The 26,400-nt window shown below is 38.9% G+C and carries 29 protein-coding genes; 13 read left to right on the top strand and 16 right to left on the bottom strand.

Annotated features, from left to right (window positions below; translation table 11 throughout):
• Window positions 1-35: 35 nt before the first annotated feature.
• Both REI64_RS09915 and gltX read right to left on the bottom strand, forming a co-directional pair.
• Entirely contained in the window at window positions 36-875 is an 840-nt protein-coding gene (locus REI64_RS09915; RefSeq protein WP_308849957.1) for a neutral zinc metallopeptidase, read from the bottom strand.
• Between the two features lie 28 nt (window positions 876-903).
• Window positions 904-2,415: a glutamate--tRNA ligase gene (gltX, locus tag REI64_RS09910; protein ID WP_308849956.1), complete on the bottom strand. Its 1,512-nt coding sequence runs from the start codon at window positions 2,413-2,415 to the stop codon at window positions 904-906.
• Between the two features lie 171 nt (window positions 2,416-2,586).
• Between gltX and REI64_RS09905 the strand changes: the two genes are divergently transcribed.
• The 4 genes from REI64_RS09905 to REI64_RS09890 all read left to right on the top strand — a co-directional run bounded on the left by REI64_RS09905 (window position 2,587) and on the right by REI64_RS09890 (window position 5,978).
• A complete protein-coding gene (locus REI64_RS09905; RefSeq protein WP_308849955.1) occupies window positions 2,587-3,816 on the top strand; it encodes a HAMP domain-containing sensor histidine kinase in 1,230 nt (409 codons plus the stop codon).
• Window positions 3,776-4,282, top strand: a complete 507-nt coding sequence (locus REI64_RS09900) for a DinB family protein (RefSeq protein ID WP_308849954.1) — start codon at window positions 3,776-3,778, stop codon at window positions 4,280-4,282. Before REI64_RS09905 ends, REI64_RS09900 begins: the two co-directional genes overlap by 41 nt.
• Window positions 4,283-4,343: 61 nt before the next feature.
• Window positions 4,344-4,772, top strand: coding sequence for a hotdog fold thioesterase (locus REI64_RS09895; protein WP_308849953.1), 429 nt, complete (start codon window positions 4,344-4,346; stop codon window positions 4,770-4,772).
• Between the two features lie 156 nt (window positions 4,773-4,928).
• Window positions 4,929-5,978, top strand: coding sequence for a DNA topoisomerase IB (locus tag REI64_RS09890; protein WP_308849952.1), 1,050 nt, complete (start codon window positions 4,929-4,931; stop codon window positions 5,976-5,978).
• A gap of 100 nt (window positions 5,979-6,078) precedes the next feature.
• Here the strand turns inward: REI64_RS09890 and REI64_RS09885 are convergent, their stop codons facing one another.
• The gene (locus REI64_RS09885; RefSeq protein WP_308849951.1) at window positions 6,079-6,438 is read right to left on the bottom strand and encodes a DUF6249 domain-containing protein; all 360 of its coding nucleotides are present in this window, start codon (window positions 6,436-6,438) and stop codon (window positions 6,079-6,081) included.
• Window positions 6,439-6,567: 129 nt separating this feature from the next.
• Here REI64_RS09885 and REI64_RS09880 point away from each other — a divergent pair, with 129 nt between their 5' ends.
• Window positions 6,568-7,134, top strand: coding sequence for a Crp/Fnr family transcriptional regulator (locus REI64_RS09880; RefSeq protein ID WP_308849950.1), 567 nt, complete (start codon window positions 6,568-6,570; stop codon window positions 7,132-7,134).
• A gap of 3 nt (window positions 7,135-7,137) precedes the next feature.
• Here REI64_RS09880 and ygiD read toward each other — a convergent pair whose 3' ends face one another.
• The 3 genes from ygiD to REI64_RS09865 form a co-directional block, all read right to left on the bottom strand.
• Window positions 7,138-7,962 carry a 4,5-DOPA dioxygenase extradiol gene (ygiD, locus tag REI64_RS09875; RefSeq protein WP_308849949.1) on the bottom strand — a complete coding sequence of 275 codons (825 nt, stop codon included), beginning with the start codon at window positions 7,960-7,962 and terminating at the stop codon, window positions 7,138-7,140.
• A gap of 108 nt (window positions 7,963-8,070) precedes the next feature.
• The gene (locus tag REI64_RS09870) at window positions 8,071-8,643 is read right to left on the bottom strand and encodes a YceI family protein (RefSeq protein ID WP_308849948.1); all 573 of its coding nucleotides are present in this window, start codon (window positions 8,641-8,643) and stop codon (window positions 8,071-8,073) included.
• 252 nt (window positions 8,644-8,895) lie between these two features.
• Window positions 8,896-9,453: an AraC family transcriptional regulator gene (locus REI64_RS09865; RefSeq protein ID WP_308849947.1), complete on the bottom strand. Its 558-nt coding sequence runs from the start codon at window positions 9,451-9,453 to the stop codon at window positions 8,896-8,898.
• 195 nt (window positions 9,454-9,648) lie between these two features.
• Here REI64_RS09865 and REI64_RS09860 point away from each other — a divergent pair, with 195 nt between their 5' ends.
• The 4 genes from REI64_RS09860 (at window position 9,649) to REI64_RS09845 (ending at window position 13,447) form a co-directional block, all read left to right on the top strand.
• A complete protein-coding gene (locus REI64_RS09860) occupies window positions 9,649-10,368 on the top strand; it encodes a peptidylprolyl isomerase (RefSeq protein WP_308849946.1) in 720 nt (239 codons plus the stop codon).
• Between the two features lie 8 nt (window positions 10,369-10,376).
• Window positions 10,377-11,144, top strand: coding sequence for an exodeoxyribonuclease III (locus tag REI64_RS09855; RefSeq protein ID WP_308849945.1), 768 nt, complete (start codon window positions 10,377-10,379; stop codon window positions 11,142-11,144).
• Between the two features lie 79 nt (window positions 11,145-11,223).
• Window positions 11,224-12,465, top strand: coding sequence for an imidazolonepropionase (gene hutI, locus REI64_RS09850; RefSeq protein WP_308849944.1), 1,242 nt, complete (start codon window positions 11,224-11,226; stop codon window positions 12,463-12,465).
• Window positions 12,458-13,447 carry a formimidoylglutamase gene (locus REI64_RS09845; RefSeq protein WP_308849943.1) on the top strand — a complete coding sequence of 330 codons (990 nt, stop codon included), beginning with the start codon at window positions 12,458-12,460 and terminating at the stop codon, window positions 13,445-13,447. Before hutI ends, REI64_RS09845 begins: the two co-directional genes overlap by 8 nt.
• A 77-nt stretch (window positions 13,448-13,524) precedes the next feature.
• Here REI64_RS09845 and REI64_RS09840 read toward each other — a convergent pair whose 3' ends face one another.
• The 9 genes from REI64_RS09840 to REI64_RS09800 all read right to left on the bottom strand — a co-directional run bounded on the left by REI64_RS09840 (window position 13,525) and on the right by REI64_RS09800 (window position 21,160).
• Complete coding sequence (locus tag REI64_RS09840) at window positions 13,525-13,686, bottom strand: hypothetical protein (protein ID WP_308849942.1); 162 nt, start codon at window positions 13,684-13,686, stop codon at window positions 13,525-13,527.
• A 51-nt stretch (window positions 13,687-13,737) separates the two neighbouring features.
• The gene (locus REI64_RS09835) at window positions 13,738-14,301 is read right to left on the bottom strand and encodes a 5-formyltetrahydrofolate cyclo-ligase (RefSeq protein WP_308849941.1); all 564 of its coding nucleotides are present in this window, start codon (window positions 14,299-14,301) and stop codon (window positions 13,738-13,740) included.
• Between the two features lie 156 nt (window positions 14,302-14,457).
• Window positions 14,458-15,018: an elongation factor P gene (efp, locus tag REI64_RS09830; protein WP_308849940.1), complete on the bottom strand. Its 561-nt coding sequence runs from the start codon at window positions 15,016-15,018 to the stop codon at window positions 14,458-14,460.
• Window positions 15,019-15,160: 142 nt separating this feature from the next.
• Window positions 15,161-15,721 (bottom strand): elongation factor P, encoded by a 561-nt coding sequence (gene efp / locus REI64_RS09825; RefSeq protein ID WP_308849939.1) that lies wholly within the window; start codon window positions 15,719-15,721, stop codon window positions 15,161-15,163.
• A 152-nt stretch (window positions 15,722-15,873) separates the two neighbouring features.
• The gene (locus REI64_RS09820) at window positions 15,874-16,491 is read right to left on the bottom strand and encodes an ATP-binding cassette domain-containing protein (protein WP_308849938.1); all 618 of its coding nucleotides are present in this window, start codon (window positions 16,489-16,491) and stop codon (window positions 15,874-15,876) included.
• Window positions 16,492-16,566: 75 nt separating this feature from the next.
• Window positions 16,567-17,352: an acyl-ACP--UDP-N-acetylglucosamine O-acyltransferase gene (gene lpxA, locus REI64_RS09815; RefSeq protein WP_308849937.1), complete on the bottom strand. Its 786-nt coding sequence runs from the start codon at window positions 17,350-17,352 to the stop codon at window positions 16,567-16,569.
• The gene (locus tag REI64_RS09810; RefSeq protein WP_308849936.1) at window positions 17,349-18,761 is read right to left on the bottom strand and encodes a bifunctional UDP-3-O-[3-hydroxymyristoyl] N-acetylglucosamine deacetylase/3-hydroxyacyl-ACP dehydratase; all 1,413 of its coding nucleotides are present in this window, start codon (window positions 18,759-18,761) and stop codon (window positions 17,349-17,351) included. Before REI64_RS09810 ends, lpxA begins: the two co-directional genes overlap by 4 nt.
• On the bottom strand, window positions 18,761-19,834 hold the full coding sequence (gene lpxD / locus REI64_RS09805; RefSeq protein ID WP_308849935.1) for a UDP-3-O-(3-hydroxymyristoyl)glucosamine N-acyltransferase: 1,074 nt from the start codon (window positions 19,832-19,834) through the stop codon (window positions 18,761-18,763). Before lpxD ends, REI64_RS09810 begins: the two co-directional genes overlap by 1 nt.
• Before the next feature lie 102 nt (window positions 19,835-19,936).
• A complete protein-coding gene (locus REI64_RS09800; RefSeq protein WP_308849934.1) occupies window positions 19,937-21,160 on the bottom strand; it encodes an HD domain-containing protein in 1,224 nt (407 codons plus the stop codon).
• A 111-nt stretch (window positions 21,161-21,271) separates the two neighbouring features.
• Between REI64_RS09800 and REI64_RS09795 the strand changes: the two genes are divergently transcribed.
• Both REI64_RS09795 and tsaE read left to right on the top strand, forming a co-directional pair.
• Window positions 21,272-22,825 carry a bifunctional response regulator/alkaline phosphatase family protein gene (locus REI64_RS09795; protein ID WP_308849933.1) on the top strand — a complete coding sequence of 518 codons (1,554 nt, stop codon included), beginning with the start codon at window positions 21,272-21,274 and terminating at the stop codon, window positions 22,823-22,825.
• 76 nt (window positions 22,826-22,901) lie between these two features.
• On the top strand, window positions 22,902-23,327 hold the full coding sequence (gene tsaE, locus REI64_RS09790) for a tRNA (adenosine(37)-N6)-threonylcarbamoyltransferase complex ATPase subunit type 1 TsaE (RefSeq protein WP_308849932.1): 426 nt from the start codon (window positions 22,902-22,904) through the stop codon (window positions 23,325-23,327).
• 22 nt (window positions 23,328-23,349) lie between these two features.
• Here tsaE and REI64_RS09785 read toward each other — a convergent pair whose 3' ends face one another.
• A complete protein-coding gene (locus REI64_RS09785; protein WP_308849931.1) occupies window positions 23,350-24,234 on the bottom strand; it encodes a carboxypeptidase-like regulatory domain-containing protein in 885 nt (294 codons plus the stop codon).
• Window positions 24,235-24,388: 154 nt separating this feature from the next.
• On the opposite strand from REI64_RS09785, the gene REI64_RS09780 reads away from it, so the two are divergent.
• Both REI64_RS09780 and REI64_RS09775 read left to right on the top strand, forming a co-directional pair.
• Complete coding sequence (locus tag REI64_RS09780; RefSeq protein WP_308849930.1) at window positions 24,389-25,615, top strand: alanine dehydrogenase; 1,227 nt, start codon at window positions 24,389-24,391, stop codon at window positions 25,613-25,615.
• A gap of 25 nt (window positions 25,616-25,640) precedes the next feature.
• Complete coding sequence (locus tag REI64_RS09775) at window positions 25,641-26,321, top strand: M15 family metallopeptidase (protein WP_308849929.1); 681 nt, start codon at window positions 25,641-25,643, stop codon at window positions 26,319-26,321.
• The last annotated feature ends 79 nt before the right edge of the window (window positions 26,322-26,400 follow it).

Below are 26,400 nucleotides of genomic sequence, written 5' to 3'. Positions count from 1 at the left end.
TTTATTTACAACTTATGGTTTTGCCAGCCGTATGACTATCGGCGGTTGTTAAAAGTATCTCCTTGGTTAAAATCGCCGCTTTCGAATCCTTTTTTGAACCAGTACATGCGTTGTGCCGAAGTACCGTGCGTAAACGAATCTGGAACAACTTCGCCAGTAGCTTGCTTTTGTAACTTATCATCGCCTATGGCATTTGCTGCAGTTAAGGCTTCTTCTAAATCTCCGGGATCAAGTCTGAAGTTGTCAAGTTTTTGTGCATGATAAGCCCATAAACCTGCATAGAAATCTGCTTGTAATTCTAAACTTACTGATAGCTTATTGTATTCCGTTTCGCTCAATCTGCGGCGGGCACTTTGCACTTTCTCAGAAGTGCCCAACAAGTTTTGTACGTGGTGGCCAACTTCGTGAGCAATTACATAAGCTTGCGCAAAATCGCCAGCAGCACCAAAGCGGTTTTTCAGTTCTTCGAAAAAAGAAAGATCAATATAAACCTTGCTATCTGCAGGGCAGTAAAATGGACCAACAGCAGAAGAAGCGCCACCACAAGCGGTTTGTACGCCGTCTTCAAATAACCTTAATTTTGGTTGTTGATATTGCAAGCCGAGTTGGCTGAATTGCTGTTCCCAAACAATCTCTGTTGATTCTAATACACCAGAAACGAATTGACCTTGCTCATCGCCAGCTGGTACGCCTTGTTTCACTTCGGTTTGCTCGGAAGTTATCGGTAACTGATTTACCAAGCCTGTTAGGTCTTTGCCTAAAAACAAACCAATAATAACGATGATGATACCGATACCACCACCAAGCGCAACTTTTCCACCGCCGCCACCGCGACCGTCTTCCATATTGTTACTGCCCTTACCGAACCATTGCATAGTGTAGATGTTTAAATTTTATTTCAATTTAGGAATTAAATTCTGCAATCCCTTTAGCTATTCTGTTTTGAGTTTCCTCTTTTCCCAATAACTTCACAATATCGAAAACACCAGGGCCAAATTTACCACCAACCAACATAATTCGTAGCGGTAACATCACTTCTCCTGGTTTTAAACCTTTAGCTTCGGCCAATGCCTTAAAACTTGCCTCCAAGTCTACAGCACTCAGTTCGATATTTAATGTGTTAGCAAATTCATTGAAAAAATCTGCTTTTTCTGCGTTCCACTTTGGTTTTACCGCAGCAGAATCATAAGCAGGTGGAGTAACAAAAAAGTAGGCGGTTTGTGTTACAAAATCTGGCAATAAAGTACACCTATCTTTTACCATCTCTATTACTTCTGCTAGTTTTTGTTCGTCACGAACTTCAACACCTTCTTTATCTAGTTCCTTTCTAACGCTTAACGCTAAACACTCAACGCTGGCCGACTTAATCCACTCATGATTAAACCACTTTGCTTTTTCAAAATCGAATTTTGCCCCAGCTTTGCTAATTCTTTCTACAGAAAAACTAGCCTTCAGTTCTTCTAACGAGAAAATCTCTTTGTCAGTTCCATCATTCCATCCCAACACGCCTAAAAGATTTACAAAAGCTTCTGGCATAAAGCCCAACTCTTTAAATCCTTTGGTTAAATCGCCAGTTTTAGGATCAGTCCAATCCATAGCATAAACCGGGAAGCCTAATCTATCACCATCGCGTTTGCTCAGCTTACCGTTGCCATCTGGCTTTAAAATTAAAGGCAAATGCGCCCAAGCAGGCATTTCATCGGCCCAGCCTAAATATTTCCAAAGCAACAAGTGGATTGGTGCAGATGGTAACCATTCTTCGCCCCTAAAAATGTGCGATATTTCCATTGCCTTGTCATCCACAACCACTGCTAAGTGATAAGTTGGCATACCATCAGCTTTTAGCAAAACTTTATCGTCTACTAAATTGGCATCAAAACTTACTACGCCCCTAATCATATCGGTAAAAGTAACCTGCTCATCTGTAGGCATTTTAATACGAATTACATGAGGTGCGTTTTGCGCTAATAATTCGCTTACTTCGCTTTGCGTAAGTGTAAGTGAATTGCGCATTTGCATCCGACTTTTTTGCCCGTACAGGAAGTTAGGTTCTTCTGCTCTCTTGGCTGTTAATTCTTCGGAAGTATCAAAAGCATAGTAAGCGTAACCGCTGGCCACAAGCTGCTCTGCGTATTGGCGGTAGCTAGGTTTGCGTTCACTTTGGCGGTAAGGGCCAAAAGCACCTGGCTTTTGCGGACTTTCATCGGGTGCTATACCACACCATTCTAAACAATCTACAATGTATTGTTCTGCTCCTTCAACAAAGCGGGTTTGATCGGTATCTTCTACTCTTAGAATGAAAGTACCGTTATGTTTTTTAGCAAAAAGATAATTGAAAAGGGCTGTTCTAACTCCTCCTAAATGCAAACCACCTGTTGGGCTTGGCGCAAATCTAACTCTAACTTCTTTACTCATGTTTGTGTTTAATCGTTTGGCGTGACGCGTTTGGCGTAAAGCGTTAGGTTCGCTTATCGCTATGCGCAAAACGCAGACGCTGCAAAGATATGCTTTTCATCTTGATTAAGGTTTTTGAAAATACATCATAATTTGTGGTTTTTACGTTCTGATATTGTAATTTGGCAAAGCATGAATCCGTATCAGAAAAAAAAGCGTTGGAAATTGTTTTTATTGATGTTTGCCGCACTTATTGGCGCAGCGTCAGTTTTTTATTCTGATTTTTTCGTGAAGAAGATGGAACGCGAAGAAGCAACGCAATTCTTACTTTGGATTAAAGTTGCCGAACAGCGGATGAAAATGTATGATAACGAACAACTATCTGAAGTTTTCGAAACTATCAAAAAGAACAACAAAATGGATGTTATCATTACCAAGATGGATGGCTCCATTTATTTATGGGATGGTTTAGACACTAATAAAACGCTCTATCCCGATAATAAAACTAAGCAATACGATTCGGTTTATTTCGCAAGACAGCTGAGCAAGATGAAAGAACAGCATCAGCCAGCAAAAATGAAAGGCATTAACGACGAAGAACTCATTGCCTATTACAAAGATTCTAGCATTTTAACACAGTTGAGATTTTTCCCTTACATTCAGCTAGGTGTAATTGCTCTTTTCTTAATTACCGCTTACGTTGGTTTTAGTGCGGCAAGAAGAGCCGAACGAGATCAGGAATTTGTGGGTATGGCCAAAGAAACTGCCCATCAGTTGGGTACACCAATATCTTCGCTAATGGCTTGGGTAGAACTCATTAAGTCTCGATTTGATGCGGAAAATGATCCGCTGGTTGCCGAAATGGAAAACGATATTCAACGATTGGAGATTATTGCAGATCGCTTCTCTAAAATTGGTTCGATGCCAATATTGGAAGACCATGTGGTTCATGTGATCATCAATAATTTTGTGCAGTATTTCAAAGTTCGTGCATCAGACAAAATCAACTTTGTAATTACTGGAGATATGCAAGTAAGGGCAATGCTTTCGGCACCACTTTTTGATTGGGTGATTGAAAACTTACTGAAAAACGCAGTAAACGCCATAGATAACGATGGTACTATCACCATCAATATTATTGAAAATTTAGCTAAAGAAGAGGTTTTGATTGATGTAACCGATACCGGAAAAGGCATTCCACGCTCTAAATTTGATACTGTTTTTCAACCTGGATACACCACTAGAAAAAGAGGTTGGGGCTTAGGTTTAACTTTAACTAAAAGGATTGTAGAAAACTATCATCGGGGCCAAATCTTTGTTAAAGATTCGGAATTGGGAAAAGGCACTACCTTCAGGATTATTTTAAAAAGTAGCATTACTTATGAACCCACCACAAATACAGGATTACCCTCAGTGGTATAAAGGCTATATCGACCTAGTTGACGGTGATGTGTTGCAGATTTTGGAAACGCAAGCCGAAAATTTCGCTGCTTTTGTACAGCAACATGTTGATAAAGCAGATTATGCCTACGCTCCAGGAAAATGGACCATCAAAGAGATGTTTGGGCATATCATCGATACAGAACGTATCATGGTTTTTCGTTTAACTAGTTTTGCAAGAGCAGAAAAATCGGCTTTGCCTGGTTTTAACGAAGACGATTATGTTACTAATGCACATTTTAAGGATAGAAGCTTAGTAAGCCTGTGCGAAGAATTTGTATTGCTGAGAAAATCGAATATGTACCTGCTCAGCTCGCTTAACGACGAAGAATTAGATAGATCTGGCATCGCCAATGGCAATCCAATTTCAGTTAGGGCATTGGTTTTTATCTTGGCCGGCCATGTGATGCACCACAAAAATGTGATTATTGAACGATATTTAAACTAGCCACAGATGTACAGATATTTAGAAATAAATCTGTGTGTCCGTGGTTTTTACGACTTAATTTATGATTTGGTTTAAAGAATTTACTCCCGAAATGCTCAACAGTCGCCCTAAAAACCACATTGGTGCTTTATTGGGAATAGAATTTACCGAAGTTGGCGATGATTACTTGGTGGCAACCATGCCAGTAGATGAACGTACGCATCAGCCTGCGGGAATTTTGCATGGCGGTGCTTCGGTGGTGCTTGCAGAAACTTTAGGAAGTATCGCTTCCTATATGTGCATCAATCCTGATAAGTACATTGCCGTAGGTCTAGAAGTAAACGCTAATCACATCCGGCCAGTAAGTTCTGGATTTGTAAAAGGAATTTGCAAACCGCTACACATTGGCGGTAAAACACATCTTTGGGAAATTAAACTATATACCGATAAAGGTAAGATGAACTGTGTAAGTAGGTTAACTGTAGCTATTCTGCCGAAGCCGCAAATTTAGGAGTTTAACCATTTTTCCGTCATTGCGATAGTTTACTCCGATTTATCGAAGAGGAACAACAGCCTGCTCCGACAATTCGGAGAAGCAATCTTTCTTCTTAAACCTCAAATCAAACCATTTCTGCATTATCGTTGTTGTTGCCATAAATATAAAATCATGGTAAGCACAGCTGATATCATCAACAACAGTTCTTTAGTTTTTGTAAGCCCGGAAAAGGGTGGTATTTACCGAAAAGGAGAACCCGGAAAGTTCAAGTACGAAGATCACAAAGGCACCAAAATTACCGATGAAGCAGCACTAGAACGCATCAAAAAGTTGGTGTTGCCTCCAGCTTGGACCAACGTGTGGATTGCTCCCAAAAAGAATGGCTACCTGCAGGCCATCGGGACAGACGTAGCTGGCAGAAAACAATATCGCTACCATCCCGAATGGGTAAATAGGCGCTCGGACCATAAATATTTCCGTTTGTTAGAATTTGGAAAGGCACTGCCAAAAGCCCGTAAGCAAGTAGAAAAAGATTTGAAGCGCAGAAACTTCGACGAACGTAAGGTTTTGGCCATTTGTGTGAAAGTTTTGCAAGAAACACTCATTAGAATTGGCAGTTCTATTTACGAAAAAAGCTATAACAGTTATGGCTTAAGTACTTTGAAAGACAAACACTTTAAAGAAAAAGGCCATACGGCGACGCTGTGCTTTGTAGGCAAAAAAGGTGTTAAGCAAGAGATACAATTGACCAATAAAAGTTTGGCCAAAATGGTAAAAAAATGCAAAGACATGCCGGGACAAGATTTATTCCAGTTTTACACTAGCGATAATGAACGCAAAGCGGTAGACTCCGGAATGATTAACCAATACATTAGAGAAATAACTGAAGATGATTTCACTGCAAAAGACTTTCGCACTTGGGGCGGAACTTTAGAAGCGATGCGTCAGCTGGCCGTTTGTACCAACGAAAACCCAGAGATGTCTTCGAAAAAACTGGTGGTTGCCGCCTTAGATTGCGTAGCTGCTAAATTGGGTAATACCCGTGCGGTTTGCAAGAGTGCTTACGTGTACCCTATCCTATTGGAAGCTTTTGAAGTGGGCAATTTACAGCGTTATTTGAAAAAAATCGCCATTACAGAAAAAGACGAAAAGAAAGCGTTAAAAAACGACGAAGCGGTTTTGATTCAGTTTTTGAAGGCCGTAAAACGGAAGAAGAAATAGCGCTACATAGAAAACTTACGAAGTTTTTGAAACTTCGTAAGTTTAAATGCCATAAATTAAACCTAACCCGAGGTTTTAAAACCTTATAGGTTTTTTAGGTTTACCCCTGCTGATCAAGCCACTTCTTCTCTATCACATAAGAGCTGATTAGGCCCAAGCCGCCAAAAATAAAGATGCTTCCAAAATAAACTGCTACCGCCTGGCCTTCCTCTGCATTGGTCATATCATTTCCGAATAAACCTCTCACAGTAAATAACGATACCAATAAACCCAAGCCTATCCCCACCATCAACAAGCCAAATTTTAGGCTTATAAAAGGTTTAGGTGTCGATTTTTTCACCCCTGGGTCAATCCCTCTTTCAATCATGGCCATCTTTTCTTTATTGATAAGGTATCTGATGCCAAAAACTAATGCAAATGCGCCAACAAACATTGTGATGGCTACTAATTCTCCACTCATGGTTTTTATAATTTTTTGTTAAATATTCAATTGTTACGAACCGTGTTCTGTGAATTATGACAACAGCAAAAAAAATTAGGTTACACTATTCACATAAAAAAATTAAATTGTGCTTTAAAATCTCAGCCGTTGACCGTTATATCCAATAAGATAGATGAAATTTTTCTGTTGCCCGCAGCAGAAAAAGAATTGCTTTTAGCTCAATTTGAACAAATTTCTGTTAAAAAAGGAAGAATCTTGGTAAACGCAGGTAAAATTGAGCGCTATATTTATTTCATCGAAAAGGGAATTGCCAGAGCTTATGTAGATGCAGCTAAAGGGCAAACTACAATTTGGTTTGGCGAAGAAGGCGATATCATACTTTCCTACCTCAGTTTCTTTAAAGACAAACCCGGCTACGAAAGCATCGAGGTATTAGAGAGCTGCGTACTTTACAGAATTTCGGGTAATGTGTTGCAAACTCTGTTCCGTCAAAACATTCACTTAGCAAATTGGGGCCGTAAGTTTGCAGAACAAGAACTCGTCAAAACCGAAGAGCGTTTCATGAGCCTGCAATTTAAAACCGCGACAGAACGTTACCGCGATTTAGTGGAACAATCTCCTTCTATCTTGCAAAGGGTGTCACTAGGAAATATCGCCTCTTACTTGGGCATCACGCAGGTTTCGCTTAGCAGAATTAGAGCTAATAAAGGATAACGGCTATGCGACTTTCACAGAAGTCATCGTCAACGAACCTCCAACCGCCTTATCATTAAACAACAAAGCTTCTTCTTTATCGCTCTGCAAACCTAAAATGTACATTAGTGGTAGATAATGTTCTGGTGTTGGAATAGCCAATCTTACATCACTTCCCATTTGCTCAAAATTAATGAGCGAATGATGGTCTTTATTCAAAATTGCCGACTTGAATTTTTCGCTGGCTTCATGCGCCCAATCGTAACCGCCACCGTTAATCATTTCCCAACTAACCATACGCAGGTTGTGTACCATATTTCCGCTACCTAAAATCAATACACCCTTTTTGCGCAAAGCGGATAGTTCCTTTGCCAAATCGTAATGATATTGTGCACCCTTAGTATAGTCGATACTCAACTGCAAAACCGGAATTTCTGCATTTGGATACATATGTCTAACTACCGTCCACGCACCGTGGTCTAAACCCCAATCGTGGTCTAGTTCTACATGGGCCTTAGTAATTAGGTTTTTTGTTTCTTCAGCTAACGCTGGATTTCCAGGTGCTGGATACTGAACATCGAACAATGCCTGCGGAAAACCACCAAAATCATGAATAGTTGGCGGAAAATCCATTGCAGTTATTTTGGTTCCATTAGTAAACCAATGTGCAGAAACTACCAAAACTGCAGTTGGTTGAGGAATTGACTTCGCCATATTTGCCCAACCTTTGCTAAACTCGTTTACTTCGATGCCGTTCATTGGCGAGCCGTGACCCATAAATAAAGCTGGCATCACATCACTCTGTGATAGATTGGAAGTAAAATTCTTGAATTGACTTAGTGTGTTCATTTTGTTAAGTTTTACCCGCAGATTTTCGCTGATTTTTCCGCAGATAAACCAGATGTTTAAATCCGTGAAATCTGCGTTGTTTTCTGCGAAAATCTGCGGGAAATGCTTTTACTTTGCTTGCGCAAACTGCAAATTCAACGTAATGTTTACGTCTTTAGCAATGCCAGCACCAGTTGGGTCATATTTTACGTTATAATCTAAACGGTTAATTTTTGTAGTCGCCAAAAACCCCGCTTTGGTATTGCCTTGTTGATCTTTAGCCGTACCACCAAAAACAACAGTAAAAACAACATTTTTCGTTACATCGCGGATGGTCAGTTTACCAGCTAAAGCATAAGTATTACCTTTAATTTTTTTGAAGGAAGTGCTTTCGAAAGCTAGCTTAGGAAATTTCTCTGCATTAAAGAAGTCATCAGACTTTAAGTGGTTATCTCTTTGATCAACGCCGGTATTAATACTAGCCGCATCTGCCGTAAAACTAATCTTAGCATCAGAGAAATCAGCTTTAGATGAAATAAAACCTCCTTCAAACTTCTTGAAATTTCCATCTACAAATGAAATACCCGAATGTTTAACGGAGAAGTTAACAAAAGAGTGCATTGGATCTACTGTCCACTTTGTTTGGGCAAACGTTGCTATGCTTAAGCTCGTTGCTAATAAAAATAAGAATAATCTTTTCATGTCTTTTGAATTTTTAAATGTGAGGAATTTGGTCTCAACTATTTGAACACAAAGTTACAACAGCAAATAGCGCAAAAGGTTGATGTATGTTAAGAAAGGAAAGTTGTTCGGTTGGTATTTTCCCCACAGATTTACACGGATTTTAGGCGCAGATTTAAGAGAGAATTGACGTTTTTAAGAATGTTCCGAATTAAAGATTGGTTAAAAATCCCCTTCAATCTGCGGATTTCATCAGCGAAAATCTGCGGGAAACTAAATTTTATCTAGCGTCTGGCGTTTCAAATCTTGCTTAAATTGCGATGGTGTTAATCCAGCTTCTTTTTTAAACTGCGCCGACAAATGTGCAACGCTACTGTAGTTCAATTGAAAAGCAATTTCACTTAAGGTCAACTCGCCATAGCTTAACAACTCCTTGGCTTTTTCAATTTTTTGTTGGATATAATAATGCTCAATCGTATTATTTTCTTCTGATGAGAAAGTCGTACTTAACGAAGCGTAATCGGTCGACAGTTTGGCACTTAAATATTCGGAAAGATTTACTTTTAGAGGCTCTTTGCTGTAATGTGCCAACTCCACAATGACAGCTTTGATTTGTGTAACAATAGCTTTTTTCTTGTCTTCTAGCAATTCAAAGCCTAAGTTTTCCAATGCTGCCCTAATATCTTGATATTTCGAGATTGTTAAGTTAGCTTCTTGCAGGTTTACTTCTCCTAAAACTACATTGGAGGGATATAAGCCTTGTTTATTAAAAACATCTTCAACTGCCATTTTGCAGCGGTCGCATACCATATTTTTAATGTAAAGCTTCATCGGTTACTAAGGTAGCCAATTATTTGTTGTGCTTAAAACCGGAGATGATATTTCAACTTTAGGCAGACATTTTCTGCTTTTTAACACATAGAAACATAGATGTTACTGGACTACTTTCGAACTAATCGTAACTATGTATCTATGTGGTTTCATTTTTAAGGTTTTCTAAATAACTTAGCGGAAAATCAATTCGTCATGAAAAAACTTCTATTAATTTGCCTCTTATTTTGCTGCAGTTTTGCATACGCCGCAAAACCAAAATATCAATATATTAAAATTGCAACATCCAAAGGAGAATGTATTGTTAGGCTATACAATGAAACACCACTACATCGTGATAACTTCCTCAAACTAGCAAAAGAAGGTTTTTATAATGGTACTATTTTTCACAGGGTGATTAAAGATTTCATGATACAAGGTGGAGATCCTGATTCGAAAAACGCTACACCGGAAGCAATGTTGGGTAACGGCGGCCCAGGCTATACCGTTCCTGCAGAGTTTAGAGACAGCATTTTCCACAAAAAGGGAGTTTTAGCCGCAGCTAGAGATAATAACCCAGAAAAGGCATCTAGCGGAAGCCAATTTTATTTGGTACAGGGCAAAGTTTTTACAGATGAGCAGTTGAACAATGTTGAAAAAAACCGTTTGCAACATAAAATTCCTGCTAACCAACGTGAAGTTTACAAAACCATTGGCGGCACGCCACATTTAGATAGGAGCTACACCGCTTACGGCGAAGTAGTAAAAGGTTTAGAGATGGTTGATAGCATAGCCAGCGTAGAAACTGGTACGGCAAACCGCCCAAAAGAAGATGTAAAAATGACCGTGACGGTGTTGAAAAAACGGGAAGTGAGAAGATTGGAGAAAGAATTGAAAAAAGCGCAAAAAGAAATGGCTAAAGCCATTAAATCATAGCATCACAAATGAAAATCATATCATACAACGTAAATGGCATTCGTGCCGCAGCAACCAAAGGCTTGTTTACCTGGCTACAAGCTACCGATGCCGACATGGTTTGCCTACAAGAAGTAAAAGCACTAAAAGAACAAATTCCTGATATTTTAGCTTTGATTGAACACTTAGGTTACCATCACTATTGGTTTCCGGCAGAGAAAAAAGGCTACAGTGGTGTGGCAATTTTTACGAAAGTTTTGCCAAAGCACGTAGAGTTCGGTTGTGGCGAACCTTGGATTGATGCTGAAGGCAGAATTTTAAGGGCCGATTTTGAAGATTTCTCGCTAATGAGCGTCTACCTTCCATCAGGTTCTAGTGGCGACGAAAGACAGGTAAAAAAATACGAGTTCATGAAGTTTTTTGACAGTTACATTGGCGAACTTAGAAAAAGCTATCCAAACCTAATCATCTCTGGAGATTATAATATTTGCCACAAAGCAATTGATATTCATAACCCAAAATCTAACGCTAATTCATCAGGTTTTTTACCCGAAGAACGCGAATGGATGGAACTTTTCATCAACAATGGATTTATAGATACATTCCGTCATTTTAACCAAGACCCACACCATTACACTTGGTGGAGCTATCGTGCAGGTGCAAGAGGCAAGAACTTGGGCTGGCGTATCGATTATCACTTATCTACAAAAGAAATGGAAAACAGGTTAAAAAATGTACGCATTCTACCAGATGCATTGCATAGCGACCACTGCCCAATTTTATTGGAACTACAATAAAAGGTTAATCGGTTAACTGTTGAAATCGTTTAATCGCCCTGCAACAGTTAACCAATTCTACAGTTTAAACAATTAACCGATGCTAATCACCAATATCAAAGCCCTAGTCGGTGTACATCCGAAAGAAAAACTCTTTCTTCGCGGCAGCGAATTAAACCAATTGCCTATTTTAGAAAATGCTTGGCTATTGTTGGAAAATGGCCTAATTAAGGATTTTGGTTTGATGAGCAAAATCCCGTCTCAAATCTCAAATCTCAAATCTCAAATCTCGGCAGAAGACCGCTTCGTTTTCCCTTCTTGGTGCGATAGCCATACCCACATTGTTTTTGCGGCACCTCGTGAAGAAGAATTTGCTTTGAAAATTGCTGGTAAAACTTACGAAGAAATTGCAGCAGCCGGAGGAGGCATTTTAAACTCGGCAAATAAGCTTCAAAAAACAACTGAAGATGAACTTTTTGAAAGTGCAAGCAGCCGTCTAAAAGACATGATTAAACAAGGCACTGGCGCTGTAGAAATTAAAAGTGGTTATGGATTAACGGTAGAAAGCGAGTTGAAAATGCTTCGGGTTATCGAACGCTTAAAAGCCAAATTTCCAATTCCTATTAAAGCTAGTTTGTTGGCAGCACATGCTTACCCCACCGAGTTCAAAAACAACCACCAAGCTTATATCAATTTAATTATTAACGAACTTATACCGAAAGTTGCTGCAGAAAATTTAGCCGATTATGTTGATGTTTTCTGCGAAAAAGGCTTTTTCTCTAACGAAGAAACTGCACAAATTTTATCCGCAGCAGCTACTTATGGATTGAAACCGAAAATCCACGCCAACCAGTTATCTAGTTCTGGAGCTGTCCAAACAGGCATTGCTCATCAGGCTATTTCGGTAGACCATTTAGAAGAAACCGACGAGGAGGTTTTAGAAGCACTAAGCAATAGCGATACCATCGCAACGCTCTTGCCGTCTTGCTCGTTTTACATCAACATCCCATTTGCCAATGCCAAAGATTTAATAAACAACAATGCCATTGTAGCTTTGGCCAGCGATTACAATCCTGGTTCTACCCCATCGGGAAACATGAATTTTGTGGTGTCCTTGGGCTGTATCAAACTAAAAATGACACCCGAACAATCCATTAATGCTGCAACACTAAATGGCGCCGCAGCAATGGAAATGAGCAACGAAATGGGCAGTATCGCCATTGGCAAAAAGGCAAACTTATTTATTACCCACCCAATGACTTCATTAGCTTATTTGCCTTATAGTTTCGGTCAAAGCCAAATAGAAACGGTAATTTTAAACGGAGAGATTTACCATGGCTAGCTTCAAAGTTTTTTCGCAGGGCGATATTTTAAACCTCGTAAACAAACGTGACGGGGAAACCAAGCTTGGCGAAAGGGCACAAACAATTCCCCAAACTGCCGACCTATCACAAACTTCTGCCAAATTCGTCCTTTTAGGCATTCCAGAAGATATCGGTGTTAGAGCAAACTATGGTGTTGGCGGGGCACATACCGCTTGGAAACTTGCTTTAAAATCGTTCCTTAACGTACAAGAAAATGCTTTTCTAAAAGGGGAAGATGTTTTAGTGCTCGGCGAATTTGATATACCAGAAAATAACACAAGCGACGTTACTATCCTCAGAAAGGCTGTTGCAGAAATTGATGATCTGATTTTCCCCATCATTCAAAAAATAGTTGAGGCTGGAAAAATACCTATCGTAATTGGCGGCGGGCACAACAACTGTTATCCTATAATTAAGGGAGCTTCATTAGCCCTGCAAACCAAAGTTAATGTGCTCAATATCGATGCACACACAGATCTACGCACCCCAGAAGAAGGAAGACACAGTGGAAATGGGTTTAGCACAGCTATTAAAGACGGCTATTTAAACCAGTACCGCATCTTCGGATTGCACCAAAGCTATGTGAGTGAAGCCCAGTTAGACTTTATCTCCCAAAACGAAAGCATTAAAGCTGTTTATTTCGACGATTTACTGAACGAACACAAAGACATCTTGAACGAAGCGAAAAACCTCTTAAAAGACGTAAAATCGCCTTTAGGCTTAGAAATTGATTTAGATTGTATGGCAAGTATCTTATCTAGCGCTGCTACATCAAGTGGTTTTAGCTTAAACGAAGTAAGAAAGTTAGTTTTGCAGCTACAGAACAAATTTTCTTACCTACACATTTGTGAAGGTGCTTATCAATTAAATGATGGCAGAAAAGATGACACTATAGGCAAAACGATTGCTTATTTGATTAGTGATTTTATTAAAAATAATCTTCCCGCTGATAACCGCTGATTTTTTACGCAGATAACGCAAATCTCGCATCATCTTAAATCTGCGGTTCAATCTGTGAAAATCTGCGGGAAAACAAATTACAGCTCCTCGTCTTCGTAACGTTGGGCAGCCTTGGCCATAATTTCGATATCGGCTAACTCTTTTGCGGTTAAAGGCTCTTCTTGTTCCTGTAATTCAAACATCGCAATCATGGTTTCTTCGTATTGCTTCGCAGTAGTAATTCTAAAGTCCTTTTCCATAATTGTTATTTGAAATAAATTCAAAGGTATAAAAATTATATCCAAGAGTAATTATAACCGATAAACTTGCATAGGCGTAATACACAAATCCAAACGAACATCATCCTCGTGCACATCCGAAATAGCTTCTTTCTCAACTTCAAAAAGCGAAACGCCAACCTTCAATGTTTCAATTCCTGATAAAAATCTATCATAAAAACCTTTGCCATAGCCAACTCGGTAACCCCTCTTATCAAAAGCCAGCAAGGGCACCAAAACCATATCAATTTTACCTTCAAAAAGCACCGTAGTTTGAGGCTCTGGAATGTGATAGGAGTTTACCTTCAAATCTTCTTTACTAAAAGGATGATGGCTCATAGAATGATCTTCAAAATTTGCCCTTGAAACTACAATGTGGATATGGGGACGATTTTCCTGCAACCAATCAATCATTAAATAGGTGTCTGGCTCACGCTTTTTTACGATGGGCAGAAAAACGTGGATACTCGTAATGTCCGTGAAATCTAAGGTTTTAAACTGTGCCAACAGCAATTGGTTCATCACCAAAAACTCGTCGTCAGGTAATGCCTTTCTTTGTGCTAATGCTTGTTTTCTGAGGGTTGATTTTTCTGCCACATCTGGGAGTTTATTAGATTCTTCGCGACGCTCTGAATGACAACGTTTAGTGCTAAGTTATAAAAAATGGCCTTGGAAATCTATCCAAAGCCATCAATTTTATTAAAGATAAAAGAAAATAAATCCTGAAAATCTAAAAATCCTTAAATCCTGACACTATTTTACACGCTCTACATACTCGCCAGTACGCGTGTCTACTTTAATTTTATCACCTTGGTTTACAAACAAAGGAACTTTTACCTCTACGCCATTTTCAAGCGTTGCGGCTTTTAATGCGTTGGTAGAAGTGTCGCCTTTAACTGCTGGCTCTGAGTAAGTGATTTCAAATTCAGCGAAGTTGGGTAATTGCGCCATTATTGGCTCGTCGCTTTCCATAGAAACCAACACACTCATTCCTTCCTTTAAAAACTTGATAGCATTACCAAACAGTGCCTTTTCTACATTAAATTGTTCGTAGCTTTCGTTGTTCATTACTACTAAAGAATCTCCTTCTTCGTATAAATATTGGTAATCATTTGTCTCTACACGACAGATTTCTACCGCTTCGTCGGTATTCATACGGGCTTCTACAATTCTACCTGTTTTAATGTTACGGAACTTTCCAGTATAGAATGCGCCTCCTTTGCCCGGTGTGCGGTGGTTCCACTCATCAACAGTAACCAATTCGTTGTTTACTCGAAGAATGTTGCCTGTTTTTATTTCTGATGCCTTTGCCATTACAATTTTATCTAATAAGTACTTTTATTTTTTGACGCCGCAAGGTAAAAAACAATTTTTAAAATTTAGTACAAAAAAAGATGGCTTCGGGAACCACTCCGAAGCCACAATCAACCTAAACCTAAAACTAAACTATGAAAATTTATTTTACTCTTTCTACGTAATCGCCTGTTCTGGTATCAACCTTAACTTTATCGCCTTGGTTAATAAACATGGGCACGCGTATTTCAACTCCAGTTTCAACAGTAGCATATTTTAACGCACTTGTTGAAGTGTTGCCTTTTACTGCAGGCTCAGTGTAGGTAATTTCCAACTCTACTTTTTCGGGCATTTGCGCCATAATTGGTTCTTCACTTTCGAAAGCAACAATTACTGTCATCCCTTCTTTTAAGAACTTTACACCATCACCAAATAAAAACTTAGGCACGTTGTATTGTTCGTAAGTATTGTTGTCCATAATCACCAAGTAAGTACCATCTTCGTACAAATACTGATAATTATTGGTCTCTACGCGGCAAATTTCTACCTCTTCATCAACACGAAAACGATACTCTACCAGTTTGCCGGTTTTTACGTTACGCATTTTGGCTTGATAGAAAGCTCTTAAGTTTCCTGGCGTACGGTGAATAAACTCTTCAACCTGTATCAATTCTCCGTTAAAACGTAGAATGTTGCCATTTTTAATGTCAGATGCTTTTGCCATTTTTTTGAAATTTTAGGGTAAATATTCGCCCTTATTTCGTGGCGCAAAGGTATACACTATTTTTTAATTACACAATAGCAATTTAAAAATATTTTTTAGATGCGCTTTTAACAGGTTTAAACCTATATTTTGGCACATTTATCATATTAATTTTACTTTTTATAGTCTGATATATTTAGCTGAAATTTACAAAAATCGTACTCGTAAGACTGATTTGAGCCTACTAAAACCAATCTATCTTTTGTAAATTTCTCAACTAGATTTAGATACCATTCCGTGCCCTGGGTATCTAAGTTTGATGTGGGTTCGTCTAAAACCAAGATAGGCGAATTTGTACAAAAAGCCAAGGCCAGCTTTGTTCTTTGCTTCATTCCCGATGAGAAATATTTCAACGGCTTGTCTTCAGCTTTGCTCAGTGCAAGTAAATCTAAAACTGCAGCAGCATTAAAGCCTTCTTGGTAATCTTTAAATTTGAAATGGAAGTTTATCGTTTCTTGCAAAGTAAACTCCTCTATCAAATCTAAATAGGGCGCAGCAAGACTAATGGAATTGAAGATGTTTTCAGGAAGGATTTCTTTTTCATCTTTATAGGTAAGCTTACCTTCAGAAGGTGTGAGGTTGCCCAGCAAAACACTTAACAGAGTTGATTTTCCTGACCCATTTGGTCCAAGCACGGCATATTGTTGTCCTTTAGAAAAAACATAGTTGATATCCCTAAATATCCACTCTTTATTAAATCTTCTACCTAAATTCTCAAGGATAATTTTCATCAGGATAAAGGTTTTTTAAAAGGTGATGAAGCTAGCATGAGCTACAATATTGTAGCCATGTTGGTTGTATAGCAATTAGCTGCCAGAGCCAAAGCCTCTCATTACGCCTCTATTCGAGTTACGAATAAAATCAACAATCTCATCCCGAATTTCTGTTGGCTGAAACTCCGCTTCGATCACATCAAGCGCTTTGGTTACGTTGTTGTTCTTCACGAAAAGTACACGATAAATCTCTTGAATTTCATTAATTTGATCTGAAGAAAACCCTCTTCTGCGCAAACCTACAGAGTTGATTCCTACATAAGAAAGTGGTTCTCTTGCCGCCTTAACATAAGGAGGCACATCTTTACGTACTAACGAACCACCTGTTACAAAAGCGTGCGAACCTACTTTTACAAACTGGTGTATAGCAACTAAACCTGCTAAAACCACATAATCACCAATGGTAATATGGCCTGCCAAGGTGGTACTATTAGAAAAAATACAGTGGTTGCCTATGTGGCAATCATGAGCAATGTGCGAGTACGCTTGGATCAAGCAATTGCTGCCAACCACTGTTTTCCATTTATCTTTTGTTCCTCTGTTAATGGTAACGCATTCGCGGATAGTTGTGTTGTCGCCAATTTCGGCAGTGGTTACCTCTCCGGCAAATTTTAGATCTTGTGGCACACCAGAAATTACCGAACCTGGAAATATACGGCAGTTTTTACCAATACGAGCACCATCCATAATCACCACATTGGACCCAATCCAAGTGCCTTCGCCAATCTCTACATCTTTATGTATTACCGCAAAAGGCTCTACCACTACGTTATCCGCAATTTTAGCCTGCGGATGTATATATGCTAAGGGTTGTATCATTTTGTAGTCTCGCTATCTTTTACTTTTACAATTTGCGCCATCATTTCGGCTTCAACAACAACTTTGTCGCCAACCATACCAACGCCTTTCATTTGTGCAATACCCCTTCTAATAGGCTCCATTAAATCGCACCTAAACACAATAGTATCTCCTGGCAGTACCTGAGCCCTAAAGCGCACATTATCTATCTTAAGAAAGTAAGTAAGGTAATTTTCGGGGTCTGGAACCGTGCTGAGTACTAAAATACCTCCTGTTTGTGCCATTGCTTCAATTTGAATAACGCCAGGAAATACCGGTGCTCCGGGAAAATGTCCTTTAAAAAACTCCTCGTTCATGGTTACGTTTTTAACACCAACTACGTGAGTTTTGCTTAATTCAAGTACTTTATCTACAAACAAAAAAGGTTGTCTGTGAGGTAAAATTTTCATGATATCTACCACATCATACAATGGTTTTGCATTCACATCGTAAACGTTAACCTTTTTCTTTCCCTTTTCCTTCTTAATTGCTGCTTTAATCTTCTTAGCGAATGCCACATTTGCAGCATGACCAGGTCTTGCAGCCATGATATGGCCTTTCAGGTGCATACCAACCAAAGCCAAATCGCCAATCATATCTAATAGTTTATGACGGGCAGGCTCGTTCTGGTAGCGTAACTCCATATTATTTAAAATACCTTGCGGAGCAACATCAATTTCTTCGCGATTAAAGATTTTAGCCAAATGCTGAAGCTCTTCTTTAGTTACTTCTTTATCTACAATTACAATAGCGTTATTTAAATCGCCACCTTTAATAAGATTGTGTTGTAATTGGTACTCTAATTCGTGCAAGAAACAGAAAGTTCTACAAGAAGCAATTTCTTTTTTAAATTCGCCAATAGTGGTAATTCCGGCATGTTGGCTTCCCAACACAGGAGAATTATAGTCAATCATGCAGGTAAAACGATAATCGTCTAGCGGCATCGCAACAATCTCTACACTTCTCTCTGGCTCTGTATAAATAATATTATGAGGGATAGTAAAATATTCTCTATCAGCATTTTGCAAAGCAACACCTACTTGTTCTAAAGCATCAATGAATTTGATAGAACTTCCATCCATAATAGGAGTTTCAGGACCATCTACCTTCATCAAAACGTTATCCAAATCCATCCCAACCAAAGCTGCCATTACATGCTCTACTGTGCTCACACTTGCGCCGTTTTGTGAAATTGTAGTTCCTCTGGCTGTATCGGTCACATTATCGCAGTCAGCATCTATAATTGGTTCGCCAGGCAAATCAACGCGTTGAAATTTAAATCCGTGATTTTCTGGTGCTGGGCTAAAAGTTAAAGTTACGTTTGCTCCGGTGTGTAATCCAACTCCTTTAACTGAGATTTCGCCCTTAATAGTTCTTTGCTTAACGTTCATTATTGTGTTTGTGTTGTTGTCATTTTCTCTAAAGTAGCAGTAAGCGCTGCTATTTTAGCTTCTAACTCTCTTACCCTTTTATCTACTTCTGGCAACTTTTTGAATATCACGGTTGAGCGCATCCAATCTTTTAAAGGTTGGGCCGGACTTCCGTGCCATTGTTTATTTTCTTCTGTATTAAAATTTATACCTGCTTGGGCACCAACTTGTGTTCTGTTGCCAAGTGTTAAGTGCCCTGCAATACCAACCTGACCTCCAATTACCGAATTATCGCCAAGTTTAGTACTGCCCGAAATACCCGATTGAGCGGCAACTACAGTATTTGCACCAACATCTACATTGTGTGCAATCTGTATCAGGTTATCTAATTTTACACCTTTACGTACGTAGGTAGAGCCCATTGTAGCCCTATCAATGGCAGTATTGGCCCCTATCTCAACGTCGTCTTCTATTACTACATTGCCTATTTGAGGGATTTTATTGTAAGACCCATCCGTTTGCGGAGCAAAGCCAAAGCCATCACTACCAATTACAGTATTTGAATGAACGGTAACCCTATTTCCTACAACGGTATGTTTATAAAGTTTTACACCAGGATACAAAGTACAAGCACTGCCAATGATACTGTTTGCTCCAATATAGCTTTGTGCATATATTCTAGTATTATCGCTTATCTCAACGTTTTCTTCTACGCAGCAAAACGGGCCAACATAAACATTCTGCCCTATCTTTGCAGAAGGATGTACGTAAGACGAGTTGTGTATCCCAACCTCTTTTGAACTGCCATTAATTACTTCATTGTATTTATCTAACAGAATAGTAAAGGCACTATAAGGATCCTTCACTTTTACCAAAGTGCTTTTAACCGGCTGTGTTGGCACAAAATCTTGTGAAACGATTACTATAGACGCATCTGTCTGATACAAAAAGTTCTCATACTTAGGGTTTGATAAAAAGCAAAGCGAGCCAGCAGCGCCATCCTCTATCTTAGAAAGCGTACCTACTTGAGCGTTTTCATCGCCTTCTATTGTTCCGTTTAAAAATTCGCCTATCTGCTTGGCAGTAAATTGCATGTTACAAAGTTAAATGTTAAATCGATATGAACAAATTATCAATACTTAGTAATTGTAAGACGAAGTAACGGCAATTTTGTATCAATATTTTGTTAAAAAAGCTTAAATATCTCTAACGTAGCACAGTATGTGCTTTTTAACGGTCTTATCTAACGATTCTAAATTAGATAAATCTGATGCTTTTGCAATGTCAGACAATGTGCCGTTTTTCATTAATATATTGATATTGCTGCTTTCGGCATTGTATGCTCTGTTAGTAATGGTATCTGTGAATACAAAATAAGAAAGGTCTTCGTCATCGATATTTAATGCAACAGCAGTTTGAAAAGCAATTCGTTCTACGCGTTGCGGATCTGGTGCTTCATTACTGATTTCTACTTTATACAGCTTTCTTGCATTCAACATTTTGCACAGCTTAGACAAAATTACATCTTCGGCATCTGCCCAAACTTTTACAGAAGCGTAAATATCCTGATCGTCTAGCTTAGAGAACTGTTGCAAATGGATTTCTTCCTCAAAGAAATTCGCTGAGTTTACGTTATCAACCAAAAAATGCTGCAAGGCCGGTGTAGCGAAAAGTGTAACGCCTTCCAAAGTTAGCTCTTTCGCACGTTCCAAAATTTTCACCAAAAGTTGCTCGCCAGCGATAACGGTTTTATGCAAATAAACCTGCCAGTACATTAACCTACGGGCAATCAAAAATTTTTCTACAGAATAAATTCCTTTTTCTTCTACTACCAATTGGTCATCAACAATGTTGAACATCTTGATGATACGATCAAAACTGATTACACCTTCGCTTACGCCCGTATAAAAGCTATCGCGATTGAGGTAGTCCATCCTATCTAAATCTACCTGCCCCGAAATGAGCTGACAAAAGAATTTCCTATGATACTTTCCTTTAAAGATGTTGATTGCTGTGGTTAGTCTGCCGCCAAACTCTTCGTTTAGCTTGTCCATCATCAGCAAAGAAATATCCTCGTGCTTTATGCCTTGCGCTAAAGTATGCTCTAAAGCGTGAGAAAATGGCCCATGACCAATATCATGCAGTAAAATTGCGATGGTCGCAGCTTCTTCTTCCTCTGCACTAATCTCATGGCCTTTGTTTTTTAAAACCTCAAGGGCCAAACTCATTAAGTGCATTGCCCCCAAAGCGTGGTGAAATCTTGTGTTCAGCGCCCCCGGATAAACAATGTGGGTCATAGCCAACTGTTTAATGTACCTTAAACGCTGGAAATAACGATGCGAGATAAGGTCGAAAACAAGTTCTGTTGGTATGGTGATGAAGCCGTAAACCGGATCGTTAATGATTTTCTTTTTGTTCAAATCTTAAAAAGGGTTAAAAAAAGTATATGCGGTACAAAAATTGCTAATTTTATCGACAGTAGAAAAGCTAAGCGCTTTTAAATCTCTTAAATTACACAAAAACGATATAAAATGCAGGAAACGAAGATATTATGGGCCGATGACGAAATTAACTTACTAAAACCTCATATTTTATTATTGAACGAAAAAGGCTACGCTGTTAGCACTTTTACAAACGGTAATGATGCGCTTGAGGCTTTTGGGAAAGAACATTTCGATTTAGTTTTTTTAGACGAAAATATGCCCGGCCTCACAGGCTTAGAAACGCTCTCTGCCATTAAAAATATACGTTCTGATGTTCCAGTGGTATTGATCACTAAAAGTGAAGAGGAAAATCTGATGGAAGATGCTATTGGCTCTAAAATAGATGACTACTTGATTAAGCCGGTAAACCCGAAGCAGGTGTTACTGACCATCAAAAAACTGATTGATAACAAGCGTCTAGTAAGCGAGAAAACTTCATCGGCCTATCAACAAGATTTTAGAAATATAGGGATGACCCTAAACGACAAATTAAGTTATGATGATTGGGTAGATGTTTATAAGAAACTTGTTTTTTGGGAGCTAGAACTTGAAAAATTGGATGATCCGCAAATGCATGAGATTTTAACCATGCAAAAATCGGAAGCCAACATGCTCTATTCAAAATTTGTTGAAAACAATTACCTAGACTGGATCAATGGCAGTAGTGATGCACCTCTTTTTTCTCACGAATTGATTAAGAAAAAAGTGTTCCCGCTAATTAATGATACCACACCGGTATTCTTTATCTTAATTGATAACTTAAGATACGACCAATGGAAAATCATTAATCCTCTAATTTCTGAGTATTTCCGTTTAGAAGAAGAAGATACCTATTCGAGTATTTTACCCACAGCAACACAATACGCTAGAAATGCGATTTTCTCAGGCTTAACACCGCTTGATATGGAAAAGCGTTTTCCATCGCTATGGCAAAATGATGATGATGAAGGTGGAAAAAATTTGCATGAAGAAACATTTTTGGGTGAACAAATCAAGCGCAGCTTAAGAAAAGATTGTAAGTTCAGCTACAATAAAATCCTCACTTTCGATCAGGGGAAAGATTTGCTAGACCAAGTGAATAATTTGATGCACAACGAGTTTAATGCCATTGTTTTCAATTTTGTGGATATGCTTTCTCACGCCAGAACCGATATGCAGATGATTAGAGAGCTGGCAAATGACGATGCGGCCTACCGTTCGCTAACCTTATCTTGGTTTGAGCACTCTCCACTGTTGGATTTAATTAAAAAATTATCGCAACAACGTATAAAACTAATTATTACAACAGACCACGGAACCATTAGGGTAAAAAATCCTAGTAAAGTAATTGGTGACAGAAGCACAAATACCAACCTCCGCTACAAACAAGGTAAAAACCTCAATTTCAATCCGAAAGAAGTATTTTTAATTAAAAATCCTCATGATGCGAAATTGCCAAAGGTAAATATCAGCTCTAACTATATTTTTGCAAAGGAAGATCAGTATTTCGTTTATCAAAACAACTACAACCAGTTTGTGAATTACTACAATGAGACTTTCCAGCACGGCGGTATTTCAATGGAAGAAATGATTATCCCTATTGTAACTTACGGATCTAAGTAAATGATGAGCACATAGTCACATAGAATTTCAATAGCAGAACTATGTATCTATGTGCTTAAGCTATATCTTTGTGTAAATGAAATCCATCTCTATTAATAGCACAGCTGAATTACCTCACGTTGCAAAAGAATTATTGGCCTTTGCAGAAGGACAAAAGTTTTTCATTTTTGAAGGTGACATGGCGGCAGGCAAAACCACTTTCATCAAATCGCTTTGCGAAGCTTTAGGAGTTGAAGATGTAGTAAGCAGCCCAACTTTTTCTATTGTTAATGAATATGAAAGTACCGATGGCCCGATTTATCATTTCGATTTTTATAGGTTGAAAAACCAACAAGAGGCTTACGATATTGGCTACGAGGAATATTTTTACAGCGGAAATTACTGCCTCGTAGAATGGCCATCAAAAATAGAAGAATTACTTCCAGAAGCTTACATCAAAGTTGAAATAACCGTTACTGGCAATGAGCAGCGGTTGTTTGAATTCGTAAAAGTTTCAACGTAAGATTACCAAAGCTTTATATCGGTTATTTTGCTTCTGCAACCATAGCTCGTATGCCAAAATGTGAATGAGTTTCTTTTGTCCATTTGTGATGTTTAAACAAACTTCGGTGCCATGAGTCTTCACTTTTTTTGATATATGTTTTAATGGCAAGCAGAGGGGCAACAAAATCTTCAACCTTAACAAAACCATTTTTTTCACCATAAAAGGATGCAGGAAATATTTTGAAGCCTACTACAAAGCCATACTTTGGCATCGGCAGATTATACTGTTCTAGGTTTACAGTTACCCATTTGGCGTGTTTCTCGGCTTTTACCAAAATTTCTTCTGTTAACAATGGCTTTCCCGGACTTCCATCGGCATTGGCTTCATAAATGCCAACACCAAATGCGTTATTCAAATCAACCTTAGTCTTTTTTTGAAATGGTTGCTTGGTAACCACAAAATATTGTACCGCTAGAATTTTACTGTCTTTTTTATAATCGTTGGGGAAAAACCTAGCTTCTTCATACCCATAACCTCCCCAATGATTATCGCCGTGCAATAAGGTCATGCCACCGCCAACTAAATGTTTGCTGTACTTTTTCGTACTGATGCTCACTTCATTTAACTGATAAATCGCAGGCTTTAAACGTAAGGTGTCACTAATTTTGGCCTTTTTAACCTGAAGCACTAGTTTTGAATATCCTAGCGAGCTAATGGCGATCCATCTATTGTCATCTAAGCCTAAATCTTGAAAATCAAAATTTCCGTATTGATCCGTAATTTTGATTGGGCTTTCATCAATTATGGAAATGGTTGCTCCTACAATTGGTTGTTTGGTTAATGAATCGACAATTTTAATTTGGGACTTGGCTTTGAAAGATAGACCAACGAGGAAGAGCAAATAGATGATATTTAGGTTTTTCATTGTATATTTTTGTAATGACAATGATAGTAAAAGAAAACAATTCCTTGCGACTGTCTTTAACTAAAATAATCGATGAGGAAAAACCTAAATACAATTTATATATCGGTATAGAACTAAATTTCGTATCTTCAAGGTTTAAACTACACCATAAATAATGGCTACAGGACTACGCGATGAAATGGCTGCCATTGCTCAAAGAGGGTTGTTACAAACCCAGGAAGCAATGCTAGAAACTGGAAAGAAAAGCAACAGCTTATTTATTGGAATTCCTAAAGAGATGTCTTACCAGGAGTGTAGGATTGCTTTAACGCCGCTATCTGTTGCGCTGCTAGTTAATAACGGGCACAAAGTGATGTTGGAAAGCGGCGCTGGTGACGGTGCCAATTTTAGCGACAAAGATTACAGTGAACAGGGTGCACAAATATCCTTCAATAAAAAAGATGTTTGGGCTGCCGATGTGATTGTGAAAATAGCGCCACCAACCATTGAAGAAATTGGCTTAATGCACAAAGGGCAGACACTAATTTCAGCTCTTCAAATTGGTACGCTGAAAGCAGACGTCCTCAAAGCTTTGCTGGCCAAAAAAATCAATGCGCTTTGTTTCGAAAACATCCGTGATGAAGGCAACGTGCTTACGGTTGTACGTGCCATGAGCGAAATTGTTGGTGCAACCTCCATTTTTATTGCTGCAGAATATTTAAGCAGTGCATTTGGCGGTAAAGGTTTAATGTTAGGCGGTTTTACAGGCGTTCCACCGACTGAAATCGTGATTTTAGGAGCGGGTACGGTTGGAGAATATGCCGCTAGAACAGCGCTTTCTTTAGGTGCAGAGGTTAAGGTTTTCGACAGTTCTATTTTCAAGCTCAGACGCTTACAAAATAACTTAGGCAGCAGAGTTTTCACATCTGTAATGCAGCCAATTGTACTAGCAAAGGCTATTACTACTTGTGATGTTGTTATTGGCGCTATCCGTTCCGACCATGGCCGTAGCCCCTGCGTAGTAATGGAAGAAACCGTGGCTAGAATGAAACCACATTCTGTAGTGGTTGACGTGAGCATAGACCAAGGCGGTTGTTTCGAAACCTCAGAAGTGACCAACCACAAAGACCCGGTTTTTGTAAAACACGATGTAATTCACTATTGTGTGCCAAATATTGCTTCCCGCGTACCTCGTACAGCATCTTACGCCCTAACGAACATTTTCGCCCCAATCCTGGTTGATATAGGCGATATGGGCGGACTAATGAATATGGTTTGGAGTAAGCCAGGAATTAGGGATGGTTTGTATTGCTATCAAGGTCATTTAACGAACAAAGACCTAGCAAACATGTACAACCTACCTTACAAAGATTTAGAACTATTGGTCCTTTCCAATCAGTAATTTTATCAAAAAAACATCCCCTATCATGATACGCTTGCTTTTTCTATTTACCATTTTAAACTTAAGCGCTTGCGCACAACAAAATGCCCAAAATAAATACGGCTTAAAAGTAGTTAACGATTATCAACAGTATAAAGCTGATGTCGCTAAAAATCCAAACTTGGAACTGGTAGACATCAAAAAAGCTATTCCTTCGGTGGTGCTAGATATCCGCTATGCCACAACAGACAACTTTATGAAGCAGGTGATGTATAAGCAGGCACGGGCTTTCGCTCGCAAACCTGTGGTAGAAAAGTTAACACTAATTCAAGCAGAATTGAAGAAAAAAGGCTACGGACTTAAAATTTACGATGGCTACAGGCCTTACGCTGTTACCGTTTCTTTCTATCAAAAAGCAAGCGACAAAAACTTTGTGGCCAATCCCGCAAAAGGTTCAAAACATAATAGAGGTTGTGCGGTTGATTTAAGTATCATCGATTTAAAAACTGGAAAAGATGTGCCAATGCCTACACCTTACGACAGTTTCGAAGCCGCAGCGGCACCACATTACAATGATTTACCTGCACACATTATCAAAAACCGCAACTATTTAATCAACACCATGCAGGCACACGGCTTTAAAGTGATTTACAACGAATGGTGGCACTTTGATTTTATTGGCTGGCAAGATTACGATTTGATGGATATTCCGTTCGAAAAGCTATAGGTTTTGAAAAGATACTGCCGTGCTGCTAGGGTTTTGCCAGTCCCGCCAATGTTACTGCCAATTTAACGGCGTAAACTTG

The sequence above is a fragment of the Pedobacter sp. genome (assembly GCF_031119335.1).
GTDB lineage: Bacteria > Bacteroidota > Bacteroidia > Sphingobacteriales > Sphingobacteriaceae > Pedobacter.
This window is presented reverse-complemented; position numbering and strand designations above follow the sequence as displayed.